This is a genomic window from Streptomyces sp. NPDC057099, from assembly GCF_042671245.1.
In the GTDB taxonomy this organism is placed as follows: domain Bacteria; phylum Actinomycetota; class Actinomycetes; order Streptomycetales; family Streptomycetaceae; genus Streptomyces; species Streptomyces purpurascens.
Window position 1 is genome coordinate 170,361 of record NZ_JBHUTX010000005.1, and the last position, 16,236, is coordinate 186,596.

Consider the following 16,236-nt stretch of genomic DNA (forward strand, 5'->3'; position numbering starts at 1 on the left):
ATCGTGGAGAACCTGATTGCGCTGCTGGTGGCGGCGCCCCTGCTCGGAGCGGTGGTCCTGCTGTGCGGCGGACGCCGGCTGGACGCCGTCGGCCACTGGATCGGCACGGCCCTCGCCGCCACTTCCTTCGTGCTCGGCCTGGTCCTGTTCGCCGACATGCTGGGCAAGGACCCGGAGCACCGGGAGATGGGCCAGCACCTGTTCAGCTGGATCCCGGTCGAGGGCTTCCAGGCGGACGTCGCCTTCCAGCTCGACCAGCTGTCGATGACGTTCGTCCTGCTGATCTCGGGCGTCGGCTCGCTGATCCACCTCTACTCCGTCGGGTACATGGAGCACGACGAGCGGCGCCGCCGCTTCTTCGGCTATCTGAACCTGTTCCTCGCGGCGATGCTGCTGCTCGTCCTCGCCGACAACTACCTGCTGCTGTACGTCGGCTGGGAGGGCGTCGGTCTCGCCTCCTACCTGCTGATCGGCTTCTGGCAGCACAAGCCCAGCGCCGCCACGGCCGCGAAGAAGGCCTTCCTGGTCAACCGCGTCGGCGACATGGGCCTGTCCATCGCGATCATGCTGATGTTCCTGTGGTTCGGCACCTTCGCCTTCGGGCCGGTGCTCGGCACCGAGGGGGAGGCCGGGCTGGCCGGTGCCGCCGGTGAGGACAAGCTGACCGCCATCGCCCTGATGCTGCTGCTCGCGGCCTGCGGCAAGTCCGCCCAGGTGCCGCTGCAGTCCTGGCTCGGGGACGCGATGGAGGGCCCGACCCCGGTCTCGGCTCTCATCCACGCCGCGACGATGGTGACCGCGGGCGTGTACCTGATCGTCCGCTCCGCGGCCGTCTTCAACGGCGCCCCGGACGCCCAGCTCGTCGTCACCGTCGTCGGAGCGGTCACGCTCCTCTTCGGTGCGATCGTCGGTTGCGCGAAGGACGACATCAAGAAGGCACTGGCCGGCTCGACCATGTCGCAGATCGGCTACATGGTGCTCGCCGCGGGCCTCGGCCCCATCGGCTACGTCTTCGCGATCATGCACCTGGTCACGCACGGCTTCTTCAAGGCGGGGCTGTTCCTCGGCGCCGGTTCGGTCATGCACGGCATGAACGACGAGGTGGACATGAGGAAGTACGGCGGTCTCAGGACGTACATGCCGATCACCTTCGTCACCTTCGGCCTCGGCTATCTGGCGATCATCGGCTTCCCGGGCCTGTCCGGCTTCTTCTCCAAGGACATGATCATCGAGTCGGCGTTCGCCAAGGGCGGCACCGAGGGCTGGATCCTCGGCGGCGTGGCCCTGCTGGGCGCGGCCATCACGGCCTTCTACATGACGCGCGTGATGCTGATGACGTTCTTCGGCGAGAAGCGCTGGCAGCCCGACGCGAACGGCAACGAACCGCATCCGCACGAGTCGCCCAAGGTCATGACGATCCCGATGATCGTGCTGGCCGTCGGGTCGGTGGCCGCCGGTGGGTTCTTCAGCATCGGCGACCGCTTCGTGCACTGGCTGGAGCCGATCACCGGGCACAGCCACGGCGACTCTCCGCTCAGCGCCGCCGCGGTCACCGGCGCGACCGTCACCTGCATGGTCATCGGCGTCGCCCTCGCCTGGGCGCAGTACGGACGGCGCCCGGTCCCGGCCGTCGCCCCCCGCGGATCGCTGCTCACCCGGGCCGCCCGGCGCGACCTGCTCCAGGACGACTTCAACCACGTCGTCCTGGTCCGCGGCGGCGAACACCTCACGCGGTCCCTGGTCTACGTCGACCACACCCTGGTCGACGGCGTCGTCAACGGCACGGCGGCCTCGGTCGGCGGCCTCTCCGGGCGGATGCGCAAGCTGCAGAACGGCTTCGCCCGCTCCTACGCGGTCTCGATGTTCGGCGGTGCGGCGGTCCTGGTCGCCGTGACCCTGCTGATGAGGGCGGTCTGATACCGATGTCCTTTCCTCTGCTGACAGCGACAGCGGTGCTCCCGGCCGTCGGGGCGATCGCCACGGCCGCCGTACCGGCCGCGCGGCGCACCGTCGCCAAATGGCTGGCGCTGCTCTTCTCGCTCGCCACGCTCGTCCTCGCGATCGTCGTCCTGGTGCGCTTCGACCCGGGCGGCGACCGCTACCAGCTCACCGAGTCCCACTCCTGGATCGCGGACTTCGGCGTCCGCTACGAACTGGGCGTGGACGGCATCGCGGTGGCGCTGATCGCGCTCACGGCGCTGCTGATCCCGTTCATCGTCCTCGCGGGCTGGCACGACGCCGACCCGCTGGAGACCGGGTCCACGCGGTGGCGGCCGACACAGGGCTTCTTCGCCCTGATCCTGGCCGTCGAGGCGATGGTGATCATCTCCTTCGAGGCCACGGACGTCTTCCTCTTCTACATCTTCTTCGAAGCCATGCTGATCCCGATGTACTTCCTCATCGGCGGCTTCGGGGACCGTGCCCACGAGCACGGCGAGAAGGCGGCAGCGACGCAACGGTCGTACGCGGCGGTGAAGTTCCTGCTCTACAACCTGGTCGGCGGTCTGATCATGCTGGCCGCGGTGATCGGCCTGTACGTGGTCGCCGGGAACTTCTCGCTCACGGAGATCGCCGAGGCCCGGGCCAACGGCTCGCTCGACATGGCGACCAACACCGAACGATGGCTGTTCCTGGGCTTCTTCTTCGCCTTCGCGGTGAAGGCCCCGCTGTGGCCGCTGCACACCTGGCTGCCCAACGCGATGCAGGAGTCCACCGCCCCGGTCGCCGTCCTCATCACAGCGGTCGTCGACAAGGTCGGCACCTTCGCGATGCTCCGCTTCTGCCTCCAGCTCTTCCCGGAGGCGAGCAAGTGGGCGACGCCCGCGATCCTCGTCCTCGCCCTGATCAGCATCATCTACGGGGCGCTGCTCGCGGTCGGCCAGCGCGACATCAAGCGGCTGGTGGCGTACGCGTCGATCTCCCACTTCGGCTTCATCATCATGGGCATCTTCGCGATGACCAGCCAGGGCCAGTCCGGGGCGACGCTCTACATGGTCAACCACGGCATCTCGACCGCCGCGCTGATGCTGGTGGCGGGCTTCCTGATCTCCCGGCGCGGCTCGCGGCTCATCGCCGACTACGGCGGAGTGCAGAAGGTCGCACCGGTGCTCGCCGGCACGTTCCTGATCGGCGGTCTGGCGACCCTGTCGCTGCCCGGACTCGCACCGTTCGTCAGCGAGTTCCTGGTCCTGGTCGGCACGTTCACGCGGTACCCGGTGGTCGGCATCATCGCCACCTTCGGCATCGTCCTGGCCGCGCTCTACACCCTCGTCCTCTACCAGCGGACGATGACGGGCCCGGTGAAACCCGAGCTCGCGAAGATGCCGGACCTCAGGGTGCGTGAACTCGTGGTCGTCGCCCCGCTGGTCGTCCTGCTGATCTTCCTGGGCGTCTACCCGAAGCCCCTCACCCAGATCATCGACCCGGCGGTCAAACAGACCATGTCCGACGTACAGCAGAAGGACCCCAAGCCCGAGGTGGAGGCGGCCAAGTGAGCGCAACAGCCGTCCACAGCCTGTGGACAACGGCGGCCGAACCGATCTCGAAGATCGACGCGCCGAAGATCGAATACGGGCAGCTCGCCCCCACCCTGATCATCGTCGGTGCGGCGATCCTCGGGATCCTGGTCGAGGCGTTCGTACCGCGCAAATCCCGCTATTACGTCCAGATGTTCGTGTCCGTCGTCGCGATCGCGGCCGCCTTCGCGGCGGTCGTGGCGCTCGCGGCCGACGGGTACGGCACGACCAAGGCGCACATCGCGGCGATGGGCGCCATCGCCGTCGACGGACCGGCCCTCTTCCTGCAGGGCACGATCCTGCTGGCGGCCCTGGTCGGTCTGTTCACCTTCGCCGAGCGGCGCCTCGACCCGGAGGCGCACGGCAACCGTGTCGACTCCTTCGCCGCGCAGGCCGCGTCCGTGCCGGGCAGCGACAGCGAGAAGGCAGCGGTCAAGGCAGGGTTCACCACCACCGAGGTGTTCCCGCTGCTGCTGTTCGCCGTCGCCGGCATGCTGATCTTCCCGGCGGCCAACGACCTGCTGACGCTGTTCGTGGCGCTGGAGGTCTTCTCCCTCCCGCTGTACCTGCTGTGCGCGCTGGCCCGCCGCAAGCGGATGATGTCGCAGGAGGCGGCGGTCAAGTACTTCCTGCTCGGCGCCTTCGCCTCCGCGTTCACCCTGTTCGGCATCGCGCTGCTGTACGGCTACGCGGGCTCGATGTCGTACGCGACGATCGCGCAGGTCGTCGACGGCACCGTGCAGGACGTCAACCCGGCGCTCGCCGGCACCATGGGCAACGACGCGCTCCTGCTGATCGGCGCCGCGCTGCTGGTGATGGGCCTGCTGTTCAAGGTGGGCGCGGTGCCGTTCCACATGTGGACGCCGGACGTGTACCAGGGCGCGCCGACGCCGGTGACCGGCTTCATGGCGGCGGCGACGAAGGTGGCGGCGTTCGGCGCGTTGCTGCGCGTGCTGTACGTCGTCCTGCCGGGCCTGCGCTGGGACTGGCGGCCGGTGATGTGGGCCGTGGCGATCATCACCATGCTGGGCGGTGCGATCGTCGCGATCACGCAGACCGACATCAAGCGGCTGCTGGCGTACTCGTCGATCGCGCACGCCGGGTTCATCCTCGCGGGTGTCATCGCGACCACGCCCGACGGTGTCTCGTCCGTCCTCTTCTACCTGGCGGCGTACTCGTTCGTGACGATCGGCGCCTTCGCGGTGGTCACGCTCGTGAGGGACGCGGGCGGCGAGGCGACGCACCTGTCCAAGTGGGCGGGGCTCGGCCGGCGCTCGCCGCTGGTGGCGGCGGTGTTCGCGGTGTTCCTGCTGGCCTTCGCCGGCATCCCGCTGACCTCCGGCTTCACCGGGAAGTTCGCCGTGTTCAAGGCGGCGGCGGAGGGCGGGGCGGCCCCGCTGGTCGTGGTCGGTGTGATCTCGTCGGCGATCGCGGCGTTCTTCTACATCCGCGTCATCGTGCTGATGTTCTTCAGCGAGCCGCGGCCGGAGGGCCCGACGGTGGCCGTGCCGTCGCCGCTGACGATGACGGCGATCGGGGTGGGCGTGGCGGTCACGCTGGTGCTCGGTGTGGCGCCGCAGTACTTCCTGGATCTGGCGGGGCAGGCGGGGGTGTTCGTGCGCTGACGAGGCGCTTGCCCTGATGAGGCTGCGGCCCGGTTTCCCCTTGGGGGAGCCGGGCCGTTGTCCTTGGTGCGGTGCCTGGTGGCTATTCGCCGCTCTTGCGGCGTGCCTTGATGTCGGTGAGATCGAGGTCCACGGGGAACGGGGCACTGACCTTCATCCGCTCACGGAAGATGCCGATGCTGGTGTACGCGCCGGTGGTGGGCTCCAGCTCGAAGGCGTGCACGGCGGCGAGGCCCTTGTCGTTCTCCACCCGCCAGTAGTGGGGAATACCGGCCCGGGCGTACTTCAGCGGCTTGGTCTCGCGGTCCCGCGATACGGAGTCCGGCGAGACGACTTCGATGGCGAGGAGGACGGATCCCGCGGGATACCGGGTCTGCTCGGGGTCCTCCACCACGTCCTCCCGGACCACGATCACATCCGGCTCGGGCCGGTTCTGGCGGTCGATGTCGATGGTGAACTCGCGGATGACCTCGAATTCCGCGGGGGCCAGGGACTGGAGCTGCCAATTGAAGAAGTCGACAGCGCGTGAGTGGAAAAGAGTCTGCGGACTCACGAAGACGAGGCTCCCGTCGATCAGTTCCGTGTGCGGAGGCAGATTCGGGAGGCGGTCCAGGTCATCGGCGGTCCAGCCGCCTTCCGGCGGGGTCGGCCAGCTGGGCGTGGACGCCTTCGGTGCGACGCTCATCAGTGCTCCCATGGGACGGAGTCTCGCCGGGGCTTTCAGACTATCGGGCGGAATCGGACGAGGTCTCGCGCGAACGTATGAACGATGATCGCGCCCTTGACGCAGCCTGAGCGGATGCGCCTGTGGATAACTTCGGGGCTGTCGGTGGGGACCCCTATCGTGGAGGCAGTGGTCGAGGGACGACGTACGGGGGACAGGACGATGGGCGGGACGGGCGGTATCGCTGAGATGTCAGTGACGCAGAGCGAGGCGTTGGCCACGCTGCACCGGGTCTTCGGGTACGAGACCTTCCGGGGCGAGCAGGAAGCGGTCATCGAGCACGTGGTCGCGGGTGGCGACTCCGTCGTGCTCATGCCGACCGGTGCCGGAAAGTCCCTGTGCTACCAGGTGCCTGCCCTGGTCAGGCCTGGTACGGGGATCGTCGTGTCCCCGCTCATCGCCCTGATGCAGGACCAGGTGGACGCACTGCGGGCGCTGGGTGTGCGGGCCGGGTTCGTCAACTCCACGCAGGACTTCGACGAGCGGCGCGTGGTGGAGGCCGAGTTCCTCGCGGGCGAGCTGGACCTGCTGTACCTGGCTCCGGAGCGGCTGCGGCTGGAGAACACGCTCGATCTGCTCTCGCGCGGCAAGATCTCCGTGTTCGCGATCGACGAGGCGCACTGCGTCTCCCAGTGGGGCCACGACTTCCGGCCCGACTACCTGACGCTGTCGCTGCTCGGCGAGCGCTGGCCGGACGTGCCGCGGATCGCCCTCACCGCGACGGCCACGCGTGCCACGCACCAGGAGATCACCGAGCGGCTGAACATGCCGGCGGCCCGCCACTTCGTGGCGAGCTTCGACCGGCCCAACATCCAGTACCGGGTCGTGCCGAAGGCGGACCCGAAGAAGCAGCTGCTGAGCTTCCTGCGCGAGGAGCACGCGGGCGACGCGGGCATCGTCTACTGCCTGTCGCGCAACTCCGTCGAGAAGACCGCCGAGTTCCTCAGCCGCAACGGCGTCGAGGCAGTGCCGTACCACGCGGGCCTGGACGCGGGCACCCGCGCGGCCCACCAGTCCCGCTTCCTGCGGGAGGACGGCCTGGTCGTGGTGGCGACCATCGCCTTCGGCATGGGCATCGACAAGCCGGACGTCCGCTTCGTCGCCCACCTCGATCTGCCCAAGTCGGTCGAGGGCTACTACCAGGAGACGGGCCGGGCCGGCCGTGACGGGCTGCCGTCGACGGCCTGGATGGCCTACGGGCTCAACGACGTCATACAGCAGCGCAAGCTGATCCAGTCCGGCGAGGGCGACGAGGCCTTCCGGCGGCGCGCACAGGCCCACCTGGACTCGATGCTGGCGCTGTGCGAGACCGTCCAGTGCCGCCGGGGCCAGCTCCTCGCCTACTTCGGCCAGGACCCGGACCCGGCCGGCTGCGGCAACTGCGACACCTGCCTCACCCCTCCGGAGACCTGGGACGGCACGGTCGCGGCGCAGAAGGTGCTGTCGACGGTGGTGCGGCTGCAGCGCGAGCGCGGGCAGAAGTTCGGCGCGGTGCAGATCGTCGACATCCTGCTGGGGAAGCGGACCGGCAAGGTCATCCAGTTCGACCACGACCAGCTGTCGGTGTTCGGCATCGGCGAGGAGCTGACCGAGGCCGAATGGCGGGGCGTCATCCGGCAGCTGCTGGCCCAGGGACTGCTCGCCGTGGAGGGCGAGTACGGCACGCTGGTGCTGACCGACGGCAGCGGGACGGTGCTGCGGCGGGAGCAGGACGTGCCGCTGCGCAAGGAGCCGAAGAAGCCGGTGACCTCCCGGTCGGGGTCGTCGGGGTCCGGACGGGGCGAGCGCAAGGGCAAGGCGGCCGCCGCCGAGCTGCCCGAGGCGCTGGTGCCGGCCTTCGAGGCGCTGCGCGCCTGGCGGGCCGAGCAGGCACGCGAACAGGGCGTACCGGCCTACGTCATCTTCCACGACGCCACACTGCGGGACATCGCCACGGTGTGGCCGGCGTCGGTGGCCGAGCTCGGTGGGATCGGCGGAGTGGGCGAGAAGAAGCTCGCGACGTACGGGGAGGGCGTGCTGGCGGTGCTCGCGTCACTGGGCGGGCAGCAGCCCGGCTCGACCCCGGACCAGGTGCCCGAACGGGCTCAGGCCCAGGCACCCGGCCCGCAGGCGGGTGAGCCGGACGACTGGCCCGAGATGACGGAGCCGGAACCCGACTGGATATGAGGCCGGGCTCCGGCCAGGTCACGTAGCCGCGGGGGACGGCCCGGTCACAGCGCCCGTGCCGCGTACGCCCTGACGTCCGCGTCGGAGTCGGTCGTCGCCGTGGCGAGGGCAGCGCGGGCCTCCTCGGCGGTGCGGTGCCGGGTCAGTGCCAGGACGGCGGCCTTGCGGACATCGGCGTTGGCGTCCGCGAGGGTCTTGGCGAGGGCGGGGACCGCCACCTCCGGGTCGGCGACGGACAGGGCCGTGGCGGCTCCGGCCCGTACCTGCCAGGCCGACTCGGACAGGGCGGTCACGGCATGCGTGGTGAGGGGCGCCGGGCAGCCGGTGGTGCCCAGTGCTCCGTAGGCCGCCGCGCGCACCAGGGCGTCGGGGTCGTCGAGGAGACCGGTGAGGGCCGCCTCGATCGAGTCGGCGGCGGCATCGGAGCCGGCCGGAAGGCTGCCGGACAGCCGCTCGGCACCCACCGTGGCCAGCCCCTTGGCGATCGCCACCCGGACCTCGCGGGACGGGTCGTCGACCGCCGCACGGGCCAGTTCCTCGGCGGCGTCGACCGACACCAGCGCGCGTACGGCCTCGATCCGGACGGCGATGTCGGCGTCGGCCACGGAGTCCGAGAACAGGACGGCGTCCCCGAGGCGCAGGGCCCGCAGGACGTCCAGCGCGGCGGCGCGGACCACCGGGTCGGGCTCGGCCAGGGCGGCGGCGAGGCCGTCCCGCAGGTCGGGCTCGGGCGGGAGCGTCTCGACGAGCTCCCGCAGTGACGCGGCCGCGGCCGCCCGTACCTCGGCGGCGGTGTCGCGCAGCGCGGAGGCGAGGGCGCGTCCTGTTCCGGGCGGCAGCGTCTCGGTGAGCACGGCGACCGCCTCACGCCGGACGGCTGGCGCGGGGTCGGTCAGATAGGGCTGAAGGGCGTCGAGTTCGGGCTCCTCATCGGCCAGAGCGACGAGTTCGAGGAGGCGCGCGGAGGACTGCTCGGTGGCGGGTGTGGGGGACGAGGACGGCGCGGCCTGCTGCGCCTGCTCAGCCCCGGCCGCCCCCACCTGGGCCGCCACCGGAGCCACATCACGCGGCCCCGCCATCGCCACGTCCTCGGCGTGGACCTCGCCGATGAGCCGGGACTCGCCTCCGACGGGGGTGAAGCCGTCGACCGGAACGAGATAGGGAGCCACGGGACGGGCCGTGAACTCCATGGCACCAGAGGGGGACTTGTGCAGATCGAGGTGGTGGAACCAGGACGCGTCGTCGCGTTGGGGGTGGTCGAGGCGGTCGTGGTAGAGGCCCCAGCGGGACTCCGTGCGGGCCAGGGAGGACCGGGCGGCCATCTCCGCGCAGTCGCGGATGAAGGTGACCTCCGCGCAGCGCATCAGTTCGTGCGCGGTGTGGGCGCCCATCTCGGCGATGTCGGCATGCATCCGCTCGAACGATTCCAGGGCCAGCGACAGCCGGGCGCCGGACTTCGGCGGGGCCACGTAGTCGTTCACGAAGCGGCGCAGCTTGTACTCGACCTGGGGCTGCGGCGGGCCGTCGGGGTTGCGCAGCGGGCGGTAGATCAGCTCGTGTGCCTCCCGGAGCTGCTCGGAGGGCAACTCCCCTTCGTAGGCCGCGTACTGGGAGGCGTCCGCACCCGCGAGGTCGCCGTAGACGAACGCGCCGATCATGTAGTTGTGCGGGACGCAGGCCAGGTCGCCGGCCGCGTACAGCCGGGGCAGGGTCGTACGGGCGTGGTCGTCCACCCGGACGCCGGAGGCGGAGTGTCCGCCGCACAGGCCGATCTCGGAGATGTGCATCTCGATGTCGTGGGTGCGGTAGTCGTGGCCGCGGCCGGAGTGGAAGGTGCCGCGGGTCGGGCGTTCGGTGGAGTGGAGGATCGTCTCCAGGGCCGAGACCGATTCCTCGGGGAGGTGGCTGAGCTTCAGGTAGACCGGGCCCCGGTCGGAGGCGACCTCCGCCGCGAACTCGGCCATCATCTGGCCCGACCAGTAGTCGGAGTCGACGAAGCGTTCGCCGTGCCGGTTGACCTGGTAGCCGCCGAAGGGGTTGGCGACGTAGGCGCAGGCCGGGCCGTTGTAGTCCTTGATCAGCGGGTTGATCTGGAAGCACTCGATGCCGGTCAGCTCGGCGCCCGCGTGGTAGGCCATGGCGTAGCCGTCGCCCGCGTTGGTGGGGTTCTCGTAGGTGCCGTAGAGGTAGCCGGAGGCAGGCAGGCCGAGGCGGCCGCAGGCGCCGGTCGCGAGGATCACCGCGCCCGCGCGGACCTGGACGAACTGCCCGGTGCGGGTGTTGAAGCCCGCAGCGCCGACGGCGCGCCCCTCCGCGGTGAGGACACGCACCGGCATCACCCGGTTCTCGATGCGGATCCTCTCCCGCATCTCGCGCCGCCGCAGCTGCCGGTACAGGACCTTCTTGACGTCCTTGCCCTCCGGCATCGGCAGCACATAGGAGCCGGAGCGGTGGACCTGGCGGACCGCGTAGTCGCCGTGCTCGTCCTTCTCGAACTTCACGCCGTACGACTCCAGCCGCTGCACCATGCCGAAGCCGCGGGTGGCGGTCTGGCGGACGGTGGACTGGTCGACGATGCCGTCGTTGGCGCGGGTGATCTCGGCGACGTAGTCGTCGGGTTCGGCGCGGCCCGGGATGACCGCGTTGTTGACGCCGTCCATGCCCATGGCGAGCGCGCCGGAGTGGCGGACGTGGGCCTTCTCCAGCAGCAGCACGTTCGCGCCGTGCTCGGCGGCGGTCAGTGCCGCCATGGTGCCGGCGGTGCCGCCGCCGATGACGAGGACGTCGCAGGTCAGTTCCTCGGCGTCGGCGAGGGACGGGACGGCCAGGGAGGTGTCCGCAGGGGGGTTCACGGAGGTGGTCACCAGGGTGCCTTTCACGTACCGAGCGAGGTGAGGACGTCGCGCCGCAGGGCCACGCGCGCCGGGTCGTCGTGCGCGCCCCGGTCGCGCGGGCGGGGCACGTCCCGTACGGCGACGAGGCCGCCCGCGCCGAGCAGGGCCACACGGTCGCCGAGGAAGAGCGCCTCGTCCACGTCGTGGGTGACGAAGACGACGGTCGCGCCCGTGCCGTGCAGCACCTCCACCAGCAGGTCCTGCATGCCCGCCCGGGTCTGGGCGTCGAGCGCGCCGAACGGCTCGTCCATCAGGACGGCGCGGGGGCGTGCGGTCAGGGCGCGGGCCAGCTGGACGCGCTGGCGCTGCCCGCCGGAGACCCGGTGCGGCAACTGCCGTGCCTGCGAGCCGAGTCCGACCCGCTCCAGCCAGGCCTGGGCCTGCTCCCGGCGCTCGGCGCGGGACACACCGTGGATGGCGAGGGGCAGTTCGACGTTGGCGCGCAGGGTGCGCCAGGGGAGCAGGGCGTCCTCCTGGAAGACCAGGGCGCGATCGGCCGCGGGGCCGGTCAGCGGGTGCCCGTCCTGGGTGATCTCCCCGGCGAGCGGCGACAGCAGGCCGGCCAGGGTGCGCAGGAGGGTCGACTTGCCGCAGCCGGACGGGCCGACGACGGTGAGGATCTCGCCGGGGGCGACGTCCAGGTCGACGTCGTCCAGGGCGGGGGCGCCGGGGCGGCCGAGGGAGGCGCCCGACAGGGTGAGCCGGGTACCGCGCACCGGCGTCGCGGCGGCATCGGTCTCGGGTGAGGTGCTCCGGACGGCCTCGGACGAGGTGTTCGGGACGGTGTCAGACGAGGTGTTCGGGACGGTGTCAGACGAGGTGCTCATCGCGTGCCTCCTCGGATGCGGGGCCGCCGGAAACGGGGCCGCCGGATGCGGCGGCGGGTGCGGCCGGCGTGGGCTTCACGGCCCGGGCGGGCCGGGGCGGCCGGGCGCCGGGAACGTAGGCGGTGCGGGGCAGCCAGCGGGTGAGGCGGCGGCCCAGCAACTCCACGGCCGTGGAGGTGAGCCAGCCGAGCACGCCGATGGTGACCATGCCGACGAACACGCCCGGGTAGTCGACGACGGTGTAGTCCTGCCAGGTGCGGTAGCCGACCCCGTACTGGCCGGAGATCATCTCGGCGGAGATCACACAGATCCAGGACACGCCGATGCCGACGGACAGGCCGCCGAAGACGCCGGGCAGCGCGCCCGGCAGGACGACGGAGCCGAGGATCCGCCACCGGCCGCCGCCCATGGTGCGCACCGCCTCCTCCCACATGGGGGTCAGGGCGCGCACCGCGTGCCGGGTGGAGACCAGGACCGGGAAGAAGGCGGCGGTGCAGGTGATGAAGACGATGCCCTGTTCGTTGGAGGGGAAGAGCAGGATCGCCACGGGGACGAGCGCGATGGCCGGGATCGGCCGGATCACCTCCAGCACCGGGCCGAGCAGGTCCTCGGCGAGCCGCGAGCGCGCCACCAGCACGCCCGTGGCGACGCCCAGGACGGCGGCCAGCAGGAAGCCCGTGAGGATCCGGGTGAGGCTGTCGGTCAGGTCCGTCCAGTAGTCCGGCCCGGACAGCCGGGCGGCGAAGGCGCGGGCCACGTCGGTGACCGTCGGGAACTGCGAGAAGCGCAGCCACAGGTCGACGTTCAGGCTGGTCAGCGTCTGCCACAGGCCGAGGGCGACGGCCAGGGAGGCCACGCGGAGCGCATAGCGCCTCACGACGCCCGCTCCAGAGCGTCGGCGTAGGAGACGACCCGCGCTCCGCCGTGCCCGGCGATGTACGCCTGCGCGGTCTCGGGTGCGACGAAGGGCAGCAGCTTGTCGCCGTCGGCCACCCACACGGCCTTGTCGGCGAACCACAGGGTGCCGGTGGTGGTGTCGGGGACGTAGGCGGCGCGGAGATCGTCGCGGTGACCGGCCACGTAGTTCAGCAGCTGAGAGGGGGAGGTGAAGGTGACGGTCTTCGAGGCGCCCTTGGGCCAGGCCTCGCTCGCGGCCGGTGCGGGCTTCGTGGCGAGCTGCTTGGCGTACGCCGCCTGGCCGAGGGCCTTCTTCACGTACTGGTCGTCGACGAAGGAGTCGACGTCCACATCGCCGGTGAGCTTCGCCGACTTGAGGATCGAGACGTCCTTCTTCAGGGCGGAGACGAGCTGGGGCTTGATCGCCGGGTCGAAGGTGGCGATGCCGTGAGCGCCGTTGTAGAGGTAGACGACCTCGGCGGGCAGGCCGGTCGCCTTCGCGACCTTCTCGGCCGCGTCCACCGGGTGGTCGTTCAGATAGTCCGTCGCCTGCGCCTGAGCCTTCAGGAACGCGTCCAGCACGGCGGGCCGCTCCTTGGCGAAGTCCTCGCGGGCGGTGACGCCGTGGAAGGTGGGCAGATTCAGCCGGGCCCCGTCGTACAGGGCCTTCGCCTTGCCCTGGTAGGCGAGCAGGCCCGGCCAGGCGACGAACTGGGACAGCGCGTCCGCGCTGCCCGCGGTGAGGGCCGAGGCGCCGACGGAGGGCTGCTGGTTGAGCTTCTCGATGCCGCTGTTCGGGTCGATGCCGGCGCGCTGCAGGGCTCGTACGAGGGTGCCGTCGGCGGCCGAGCCGACGCTCGTGGAGACCTTCTTGCCCTTGAGGTCCTTCAGGGTGGCGAGCTTGGAGCCGGGCGCGGTGACGATGGTGTTGAGGCCGCCGCGGAGGTTGTAGCCGGTGACCGAGACCAGGCGGGTGGGGCTGTTCAGCTGTTTGCCGCGGGCCGCGTTGATGAGCAGCGGGAAGTCGCCCATCGAGCCGATGTCGATCTTCCCGGCGGTCATCTGGGCGGTGATGGGGGCGCCGGTGGCGTAGTCCTGCCAGTTCACCTTGTACGTGATGCCGTCGTGGCGGGCGTTGAGCTGCTTCTCGAAGTAGCCGAGGGAGCGGAGCAGGGTGCCCGCCGTGACGGTGTTGATCGTCCGGGACTGGTAGCCGACGGTGACGGTGACCGTGGAGCCGCTGCCGGCCTCGGCGTCACCGCCGCAGGCGCTGAGCGGGAGCAGGAGGACGACGGCGGATACCGCGACTGCTGTGCGTTTCATGACGGTTGGGGCCTCTCACCGGAGCAGATAGGGCATGTTGACCGTGACGGCTCCGGTGGGGCATCGGGCCGCGCACGGGCCGCAGTACCAGCACTCGTCGACATGCATGTACGCCTTGCCGTTGCTCTCGTCGATGGCGAGGGAGTCCAGCGGGCACATGTCCACACAGAGCGTGCAGCCGTCGATGCACTTCGACTCGTCGATGGTCACGGGCACGTCGGCCCGCTGGGGCGCCAAGGGCATGGCTGTCTCCAGGAATCTGCGCGAGCGGGATGGTTACTGAGACCGGTGCAGCAGGCCGCTCATGGTGATGCGGTCGCCGCGGAAGCGGATGAACTCCAGGTCGACCGGGCGGCCGTCCGCGAGGTGGGTGAGGCGTTCCAGCATGAGGACGGCGGTACCGCGCGGGGCCTCGAGCACGGCGGCCGAGTGGGTGTCCGCGCTGACCGCTTCCAGGGTGATCTCGGCGTGGCCGAGGGGCCGGCCGGTGACGGCTTCCAGGAGGCGGAAGACGTCGGTGTTCTCCAGGTCGGCGCCGAGCAGTTCGGTGCCGATGTCGAGCGGGATGTAGGTGAGGTCGAGGGACAGGGGGAGGCCGTTCAGACGGCGCAGGCGTTCGATGTAGAGGACGTCGGTGCCGGGCGCGAGGTGGAGGCGTTCGGCGACCGGCGCGGGTGCCGGGGCGGGGCCCATGGTGCGGACCTCGTTGGTGACCCGGCCGTGTTCGCGGAGGGTTTCCGCGAGGCCCATCAGGCGGTCGAGGCCGTGGGGGTACTTGTGGGCCACGACCACGGTGCCGACGCCGGGCCGGCGTTCCACGAGGCCCTCGGCCCGCAGCAGGTCGAGCGCCTCGCGGACCGTGTTGCGGCCGGCGCCGTAGTCGGCGGCGAGGGTCGACTCGTGGGGGAGGGTGCCGCCGGGGAAGGCGCCGGTGAGTGTCTGCTGGCGGAGCAGGTCCGCCAGTTGCCTGGCCCGGTCGGCGCGCAGCCGTCGCCGCGCGCGGTGGGCGGCGACGGTGGTCGCGGCTCCCGGTCCGGCGTGGTCTCGGCTGCGGTCGATGGGCATGGATCGGACCATACCTATCCGATAGGAAAAGGAGTGTTGCGGGAGTGTTGCGCCACCGGGAATGTGACCGGTTCGACTGTTGAGCTGCGGTTTCGGCGGGCCCGTGGGGAGATCTGCCACCACGGCTCGGGCCGGTACGGCTACGACAGCGCCGTCAGGCCCGGGGCGAACGCGATCAGCAGGGGCAGCAGCGGTACGAGCGCGGCCGTGGTGGTCGTCAGGGCCCGGTGCCTGCGGCCCAGCCGGGGCGGCGGTTCCAGGAGCCGGTCGACCCGCTCGCCCAGCAGCCGGTGGCTGGAGGCGCAGGACAGGACACCGCGGTGCTGGTTGAGCTCGATCAGGGCCAGTGCGGTGGTCAGGTGGCCGCAGCGGCGGGAGGCGGTGTCGTCGGCGGCCAGTTCGACCAGGCGGTGGGTCTGGTCGCAGAAGTGGGCGAACAGCGGGATGCGGGGGAAGCCGGTGGCCAGGGCCGTGGACAGGTGCAGCAGCCAGTCGTGGCGGGCGCGCGCGTGGCCGCGCTCGTGGGTGAGGACGGCGTCGAGCTGGTGGCCGGTGAGACGGTGCAGGGCGCCCGTGGTGACGATCAGCTGGGACGGACTGCCGGGCATCCACCAGGCGTCGGGGTACTCGTCCTCCAGGACCAGCAGGGGACCGCGGGCGGCGGGCAGGCCGGCCGGCAGGTCCGGGGCGCGTTCGCGCAGATGGGCGCGGGCCTGGGCGCGGCGCCGGCGGGCCTCGACAAGTTCACGCGCGAGCATCGCGGTCGTCCAGGCGGCGCCGCAGGCCAGCAGCAGGGTGAGGGTGGCGGCCCACGGCGGGGCGGTGGAGAGGTCGTACGCCGCGGTCACGGCCGGCGGCGCCGGGGCGAAGAGCTGGGCGCGGACCGTGCCGAAGACGGCGGCGGCACCCAGCGCGAGAGCCGTCACGCAGCACAGCAGGACGGTGGCGACCAGGCACTGCCACACCCACAGCGCGACCACCGGTTCCCGCTCGGGCCACGCGGACCGGGTCAGCGCCCGGGGCGCGGGCACGGCGGCCGTCACGGCGACAACACTCAGCAGGAGCAGGCAGACGGTCATTGCCACGGGCTCCGGTTCCTGGTCGGAAGAGGGGCGGCTACGGGTGGTGCGGGGGAGAGCGGCTGCTGTGCGCGGGGGTGCCACGGCCGAAGTGCTCGCCGAACGTTCCGTGTACCGCGCG

Annotated in this window: 12 protein-coding genes; 4 read left to right on the top strand and 8 right to left on the bottom strand. The window is 71.1% G+C overall.

Features of this window, described 5'->3' with window-relative positions; all coding sequences use genetic code 11:
• The first annotated feature begins 3 nt into the window (after positions 1-3).
• From nuoL to nuoN, 3 genes are read left to right on the top strand one after another with little or no spacing between them, the layout of a single operon-like run.
• Positions 4-1,917 carry an NADH-quinone oxidoreductase subunit L gene (nuoL, locus tag ACFT4A_RS09350; RefSeq protein WP_382827432.1) on the top strand — a complete coding sequence of 638 codons (1,914 nt, stop codon included), beginning with the start codon at positions 4-6 and terminating at the stop codon, positions 1,915-1,917.
• A gap of 5 nt (positions 1,918-1,922) precedes the next feature.
• Positions 1,923-3,494 carry an NADH-quinone oxidoreductase subunit M gene (locus ACFT4A_RS09355; protein WP_382827434.1) on the top strand — a complete coding sequence of 524 codons (1,572 nt, stop codon included), beginning with the start codon at positions 1,923-1,925 and terminating at the stop codon, positions 3,492-3,494.
• Complete coding sequence (gene nuoN / locus ACFT4A_RS09360) at positions 3,491-5,140, top strand: NADH-quinone oxidoreductase subunit NuoN (RefSeq protein WP_382827436.1); 1,650 nt, start codon at positions 3,491-3,493, stop codon at positions 5,138-5,140. The genes ACFT4A_RS09355 and nuoN overlap by 4 nt, the downstream gene beginning before the upstream one ends.
• Before the next feature lie 82 nt (positions 5,141-5,222).
• On the opposite strand, the gene ACFT4A_RS09365 is transcribed toward nuoN, so the two are convergent.
• A complete protein-coding gene (locus ACFT4A_RS09365; protein ID WP_382827438.1) occupies positions 5,223-5,825 on the bottom strand; it encodes a Uma2 family endonuclease in 603 nt (200 codons plus the stop codon).
• Positions 5,826-6,026: 201 nt separating this feature from the next.
• Here ACFT4A_RS09365 and recQ point away from each other — a divergent pair, with 201 nt between their 5' ends.
• A complete protein-coding gene (gene recQ, locus ACFT4A_RS09370; protein ID WP_382827712.1) occupies positions 6,027-8,030 on the top strand; it encodes a DNA helicase RecQ in 2,004 nt (667 codons plus the stop codon).
• A gap of 44 nt (positions 8,031-8,074) precedes the next feature.
• Here the strand turns inward: recQ and ACFT4A_RS09375 are convergent, their stop codons facing one another.
• The 7 genes from ACFT4A_RS09375 to ACFT4A_RS09405 form a co-directional block, all read right to left on the bottom strand.
• Positions 8,075-10,894, bottom strand: a complete 2,820-nt coding sequence (locus ACFT4A_RS09375) for a fumarate reductase/succinate dehydrogenase flavoprotein subunit (RefSeq protein WP_382827439.1) — start codon at positions 10,892-10,894, stop codon at positions 8,075-8,077.
• Positions 10,895-10,905: 11 nt separating this feature from the next.
• Entirely contained in the window at positions 10,906-11,751 is an 846-nt protein-coding gene (locus ACFT4A_RS09380) for an ABC transporter ATP-binding protein (RefSeq protein ID WP_382827441.1), read from the bottom strand.
• Positions 11,735-12,628, bottom strand: a complete 894-nt coding sequence (locus ACFT4A_RS09385; protein WP_382827443.1) for an ABC transporter permease — start codon at positions 12,626-12,628, stop codon at positions 11,735-11,737. Before ACFT4A_RS09385 ends, ACFT4A_RS09380 begins: the two co-directional genes overlap by 17 nt.
• On the bottom strand, positions 12,625-13,971 hold the full coding sequence (locus ACFT4A_RS09390; RefSeq protein WP_382827445.1) for an ABC transporter substrate-binding protein: 1,347 nt from the start codon (positions 13,969-13,971) through the stop codon (positions 12,625-12,627). The genes ACFT4A_RS09385 and ACFT4A_RS09390 overlap by 4 nt, the downstream gene beginning before the upstream one ends.
• 15 nt (positions 13,972-13,986) lie before the next feature.
• The gene (locus tag ACFT4A_RS09395; protein ID WP_010986276.1) at positions 13,987-14,214 is read right to left on the bottom strand and encodes a ferredoxin family protein; all 228 of its coding nucleotides are present in this window, start codon (positions 14,212-14,214) and stop codon (positions 13,987-13,989) included.
• 33 nt (positions 14,215-14,247) lie between these two features.
• Positions 14,248-15,048 (bottom strand): GntR family transcriptional regulator, encoded by an 801-nt coding sequence (locus tag ACFT4A_RS09400; protein WP_382827448.1) that lies wholly within the window; start codon positions 15,046-15,048, stop codon positions 14,248-14,250.
• 128 nt (positions 15,049-15,176) lie between these two features.
• Positions 15,177-16,115 (bottom strand): M56 family metallopeptidase, encoded by a 939-nt coding sequence (locus tag ACFT4A_RS09405; RefSeq protein WP_382490684.1) that lies wholly within the window; start codon positions 16,113-16,115, stop codon positions 15,177-15,179.
• Positions 16,116-16,236: the final 121 nt, after the last annotated feature.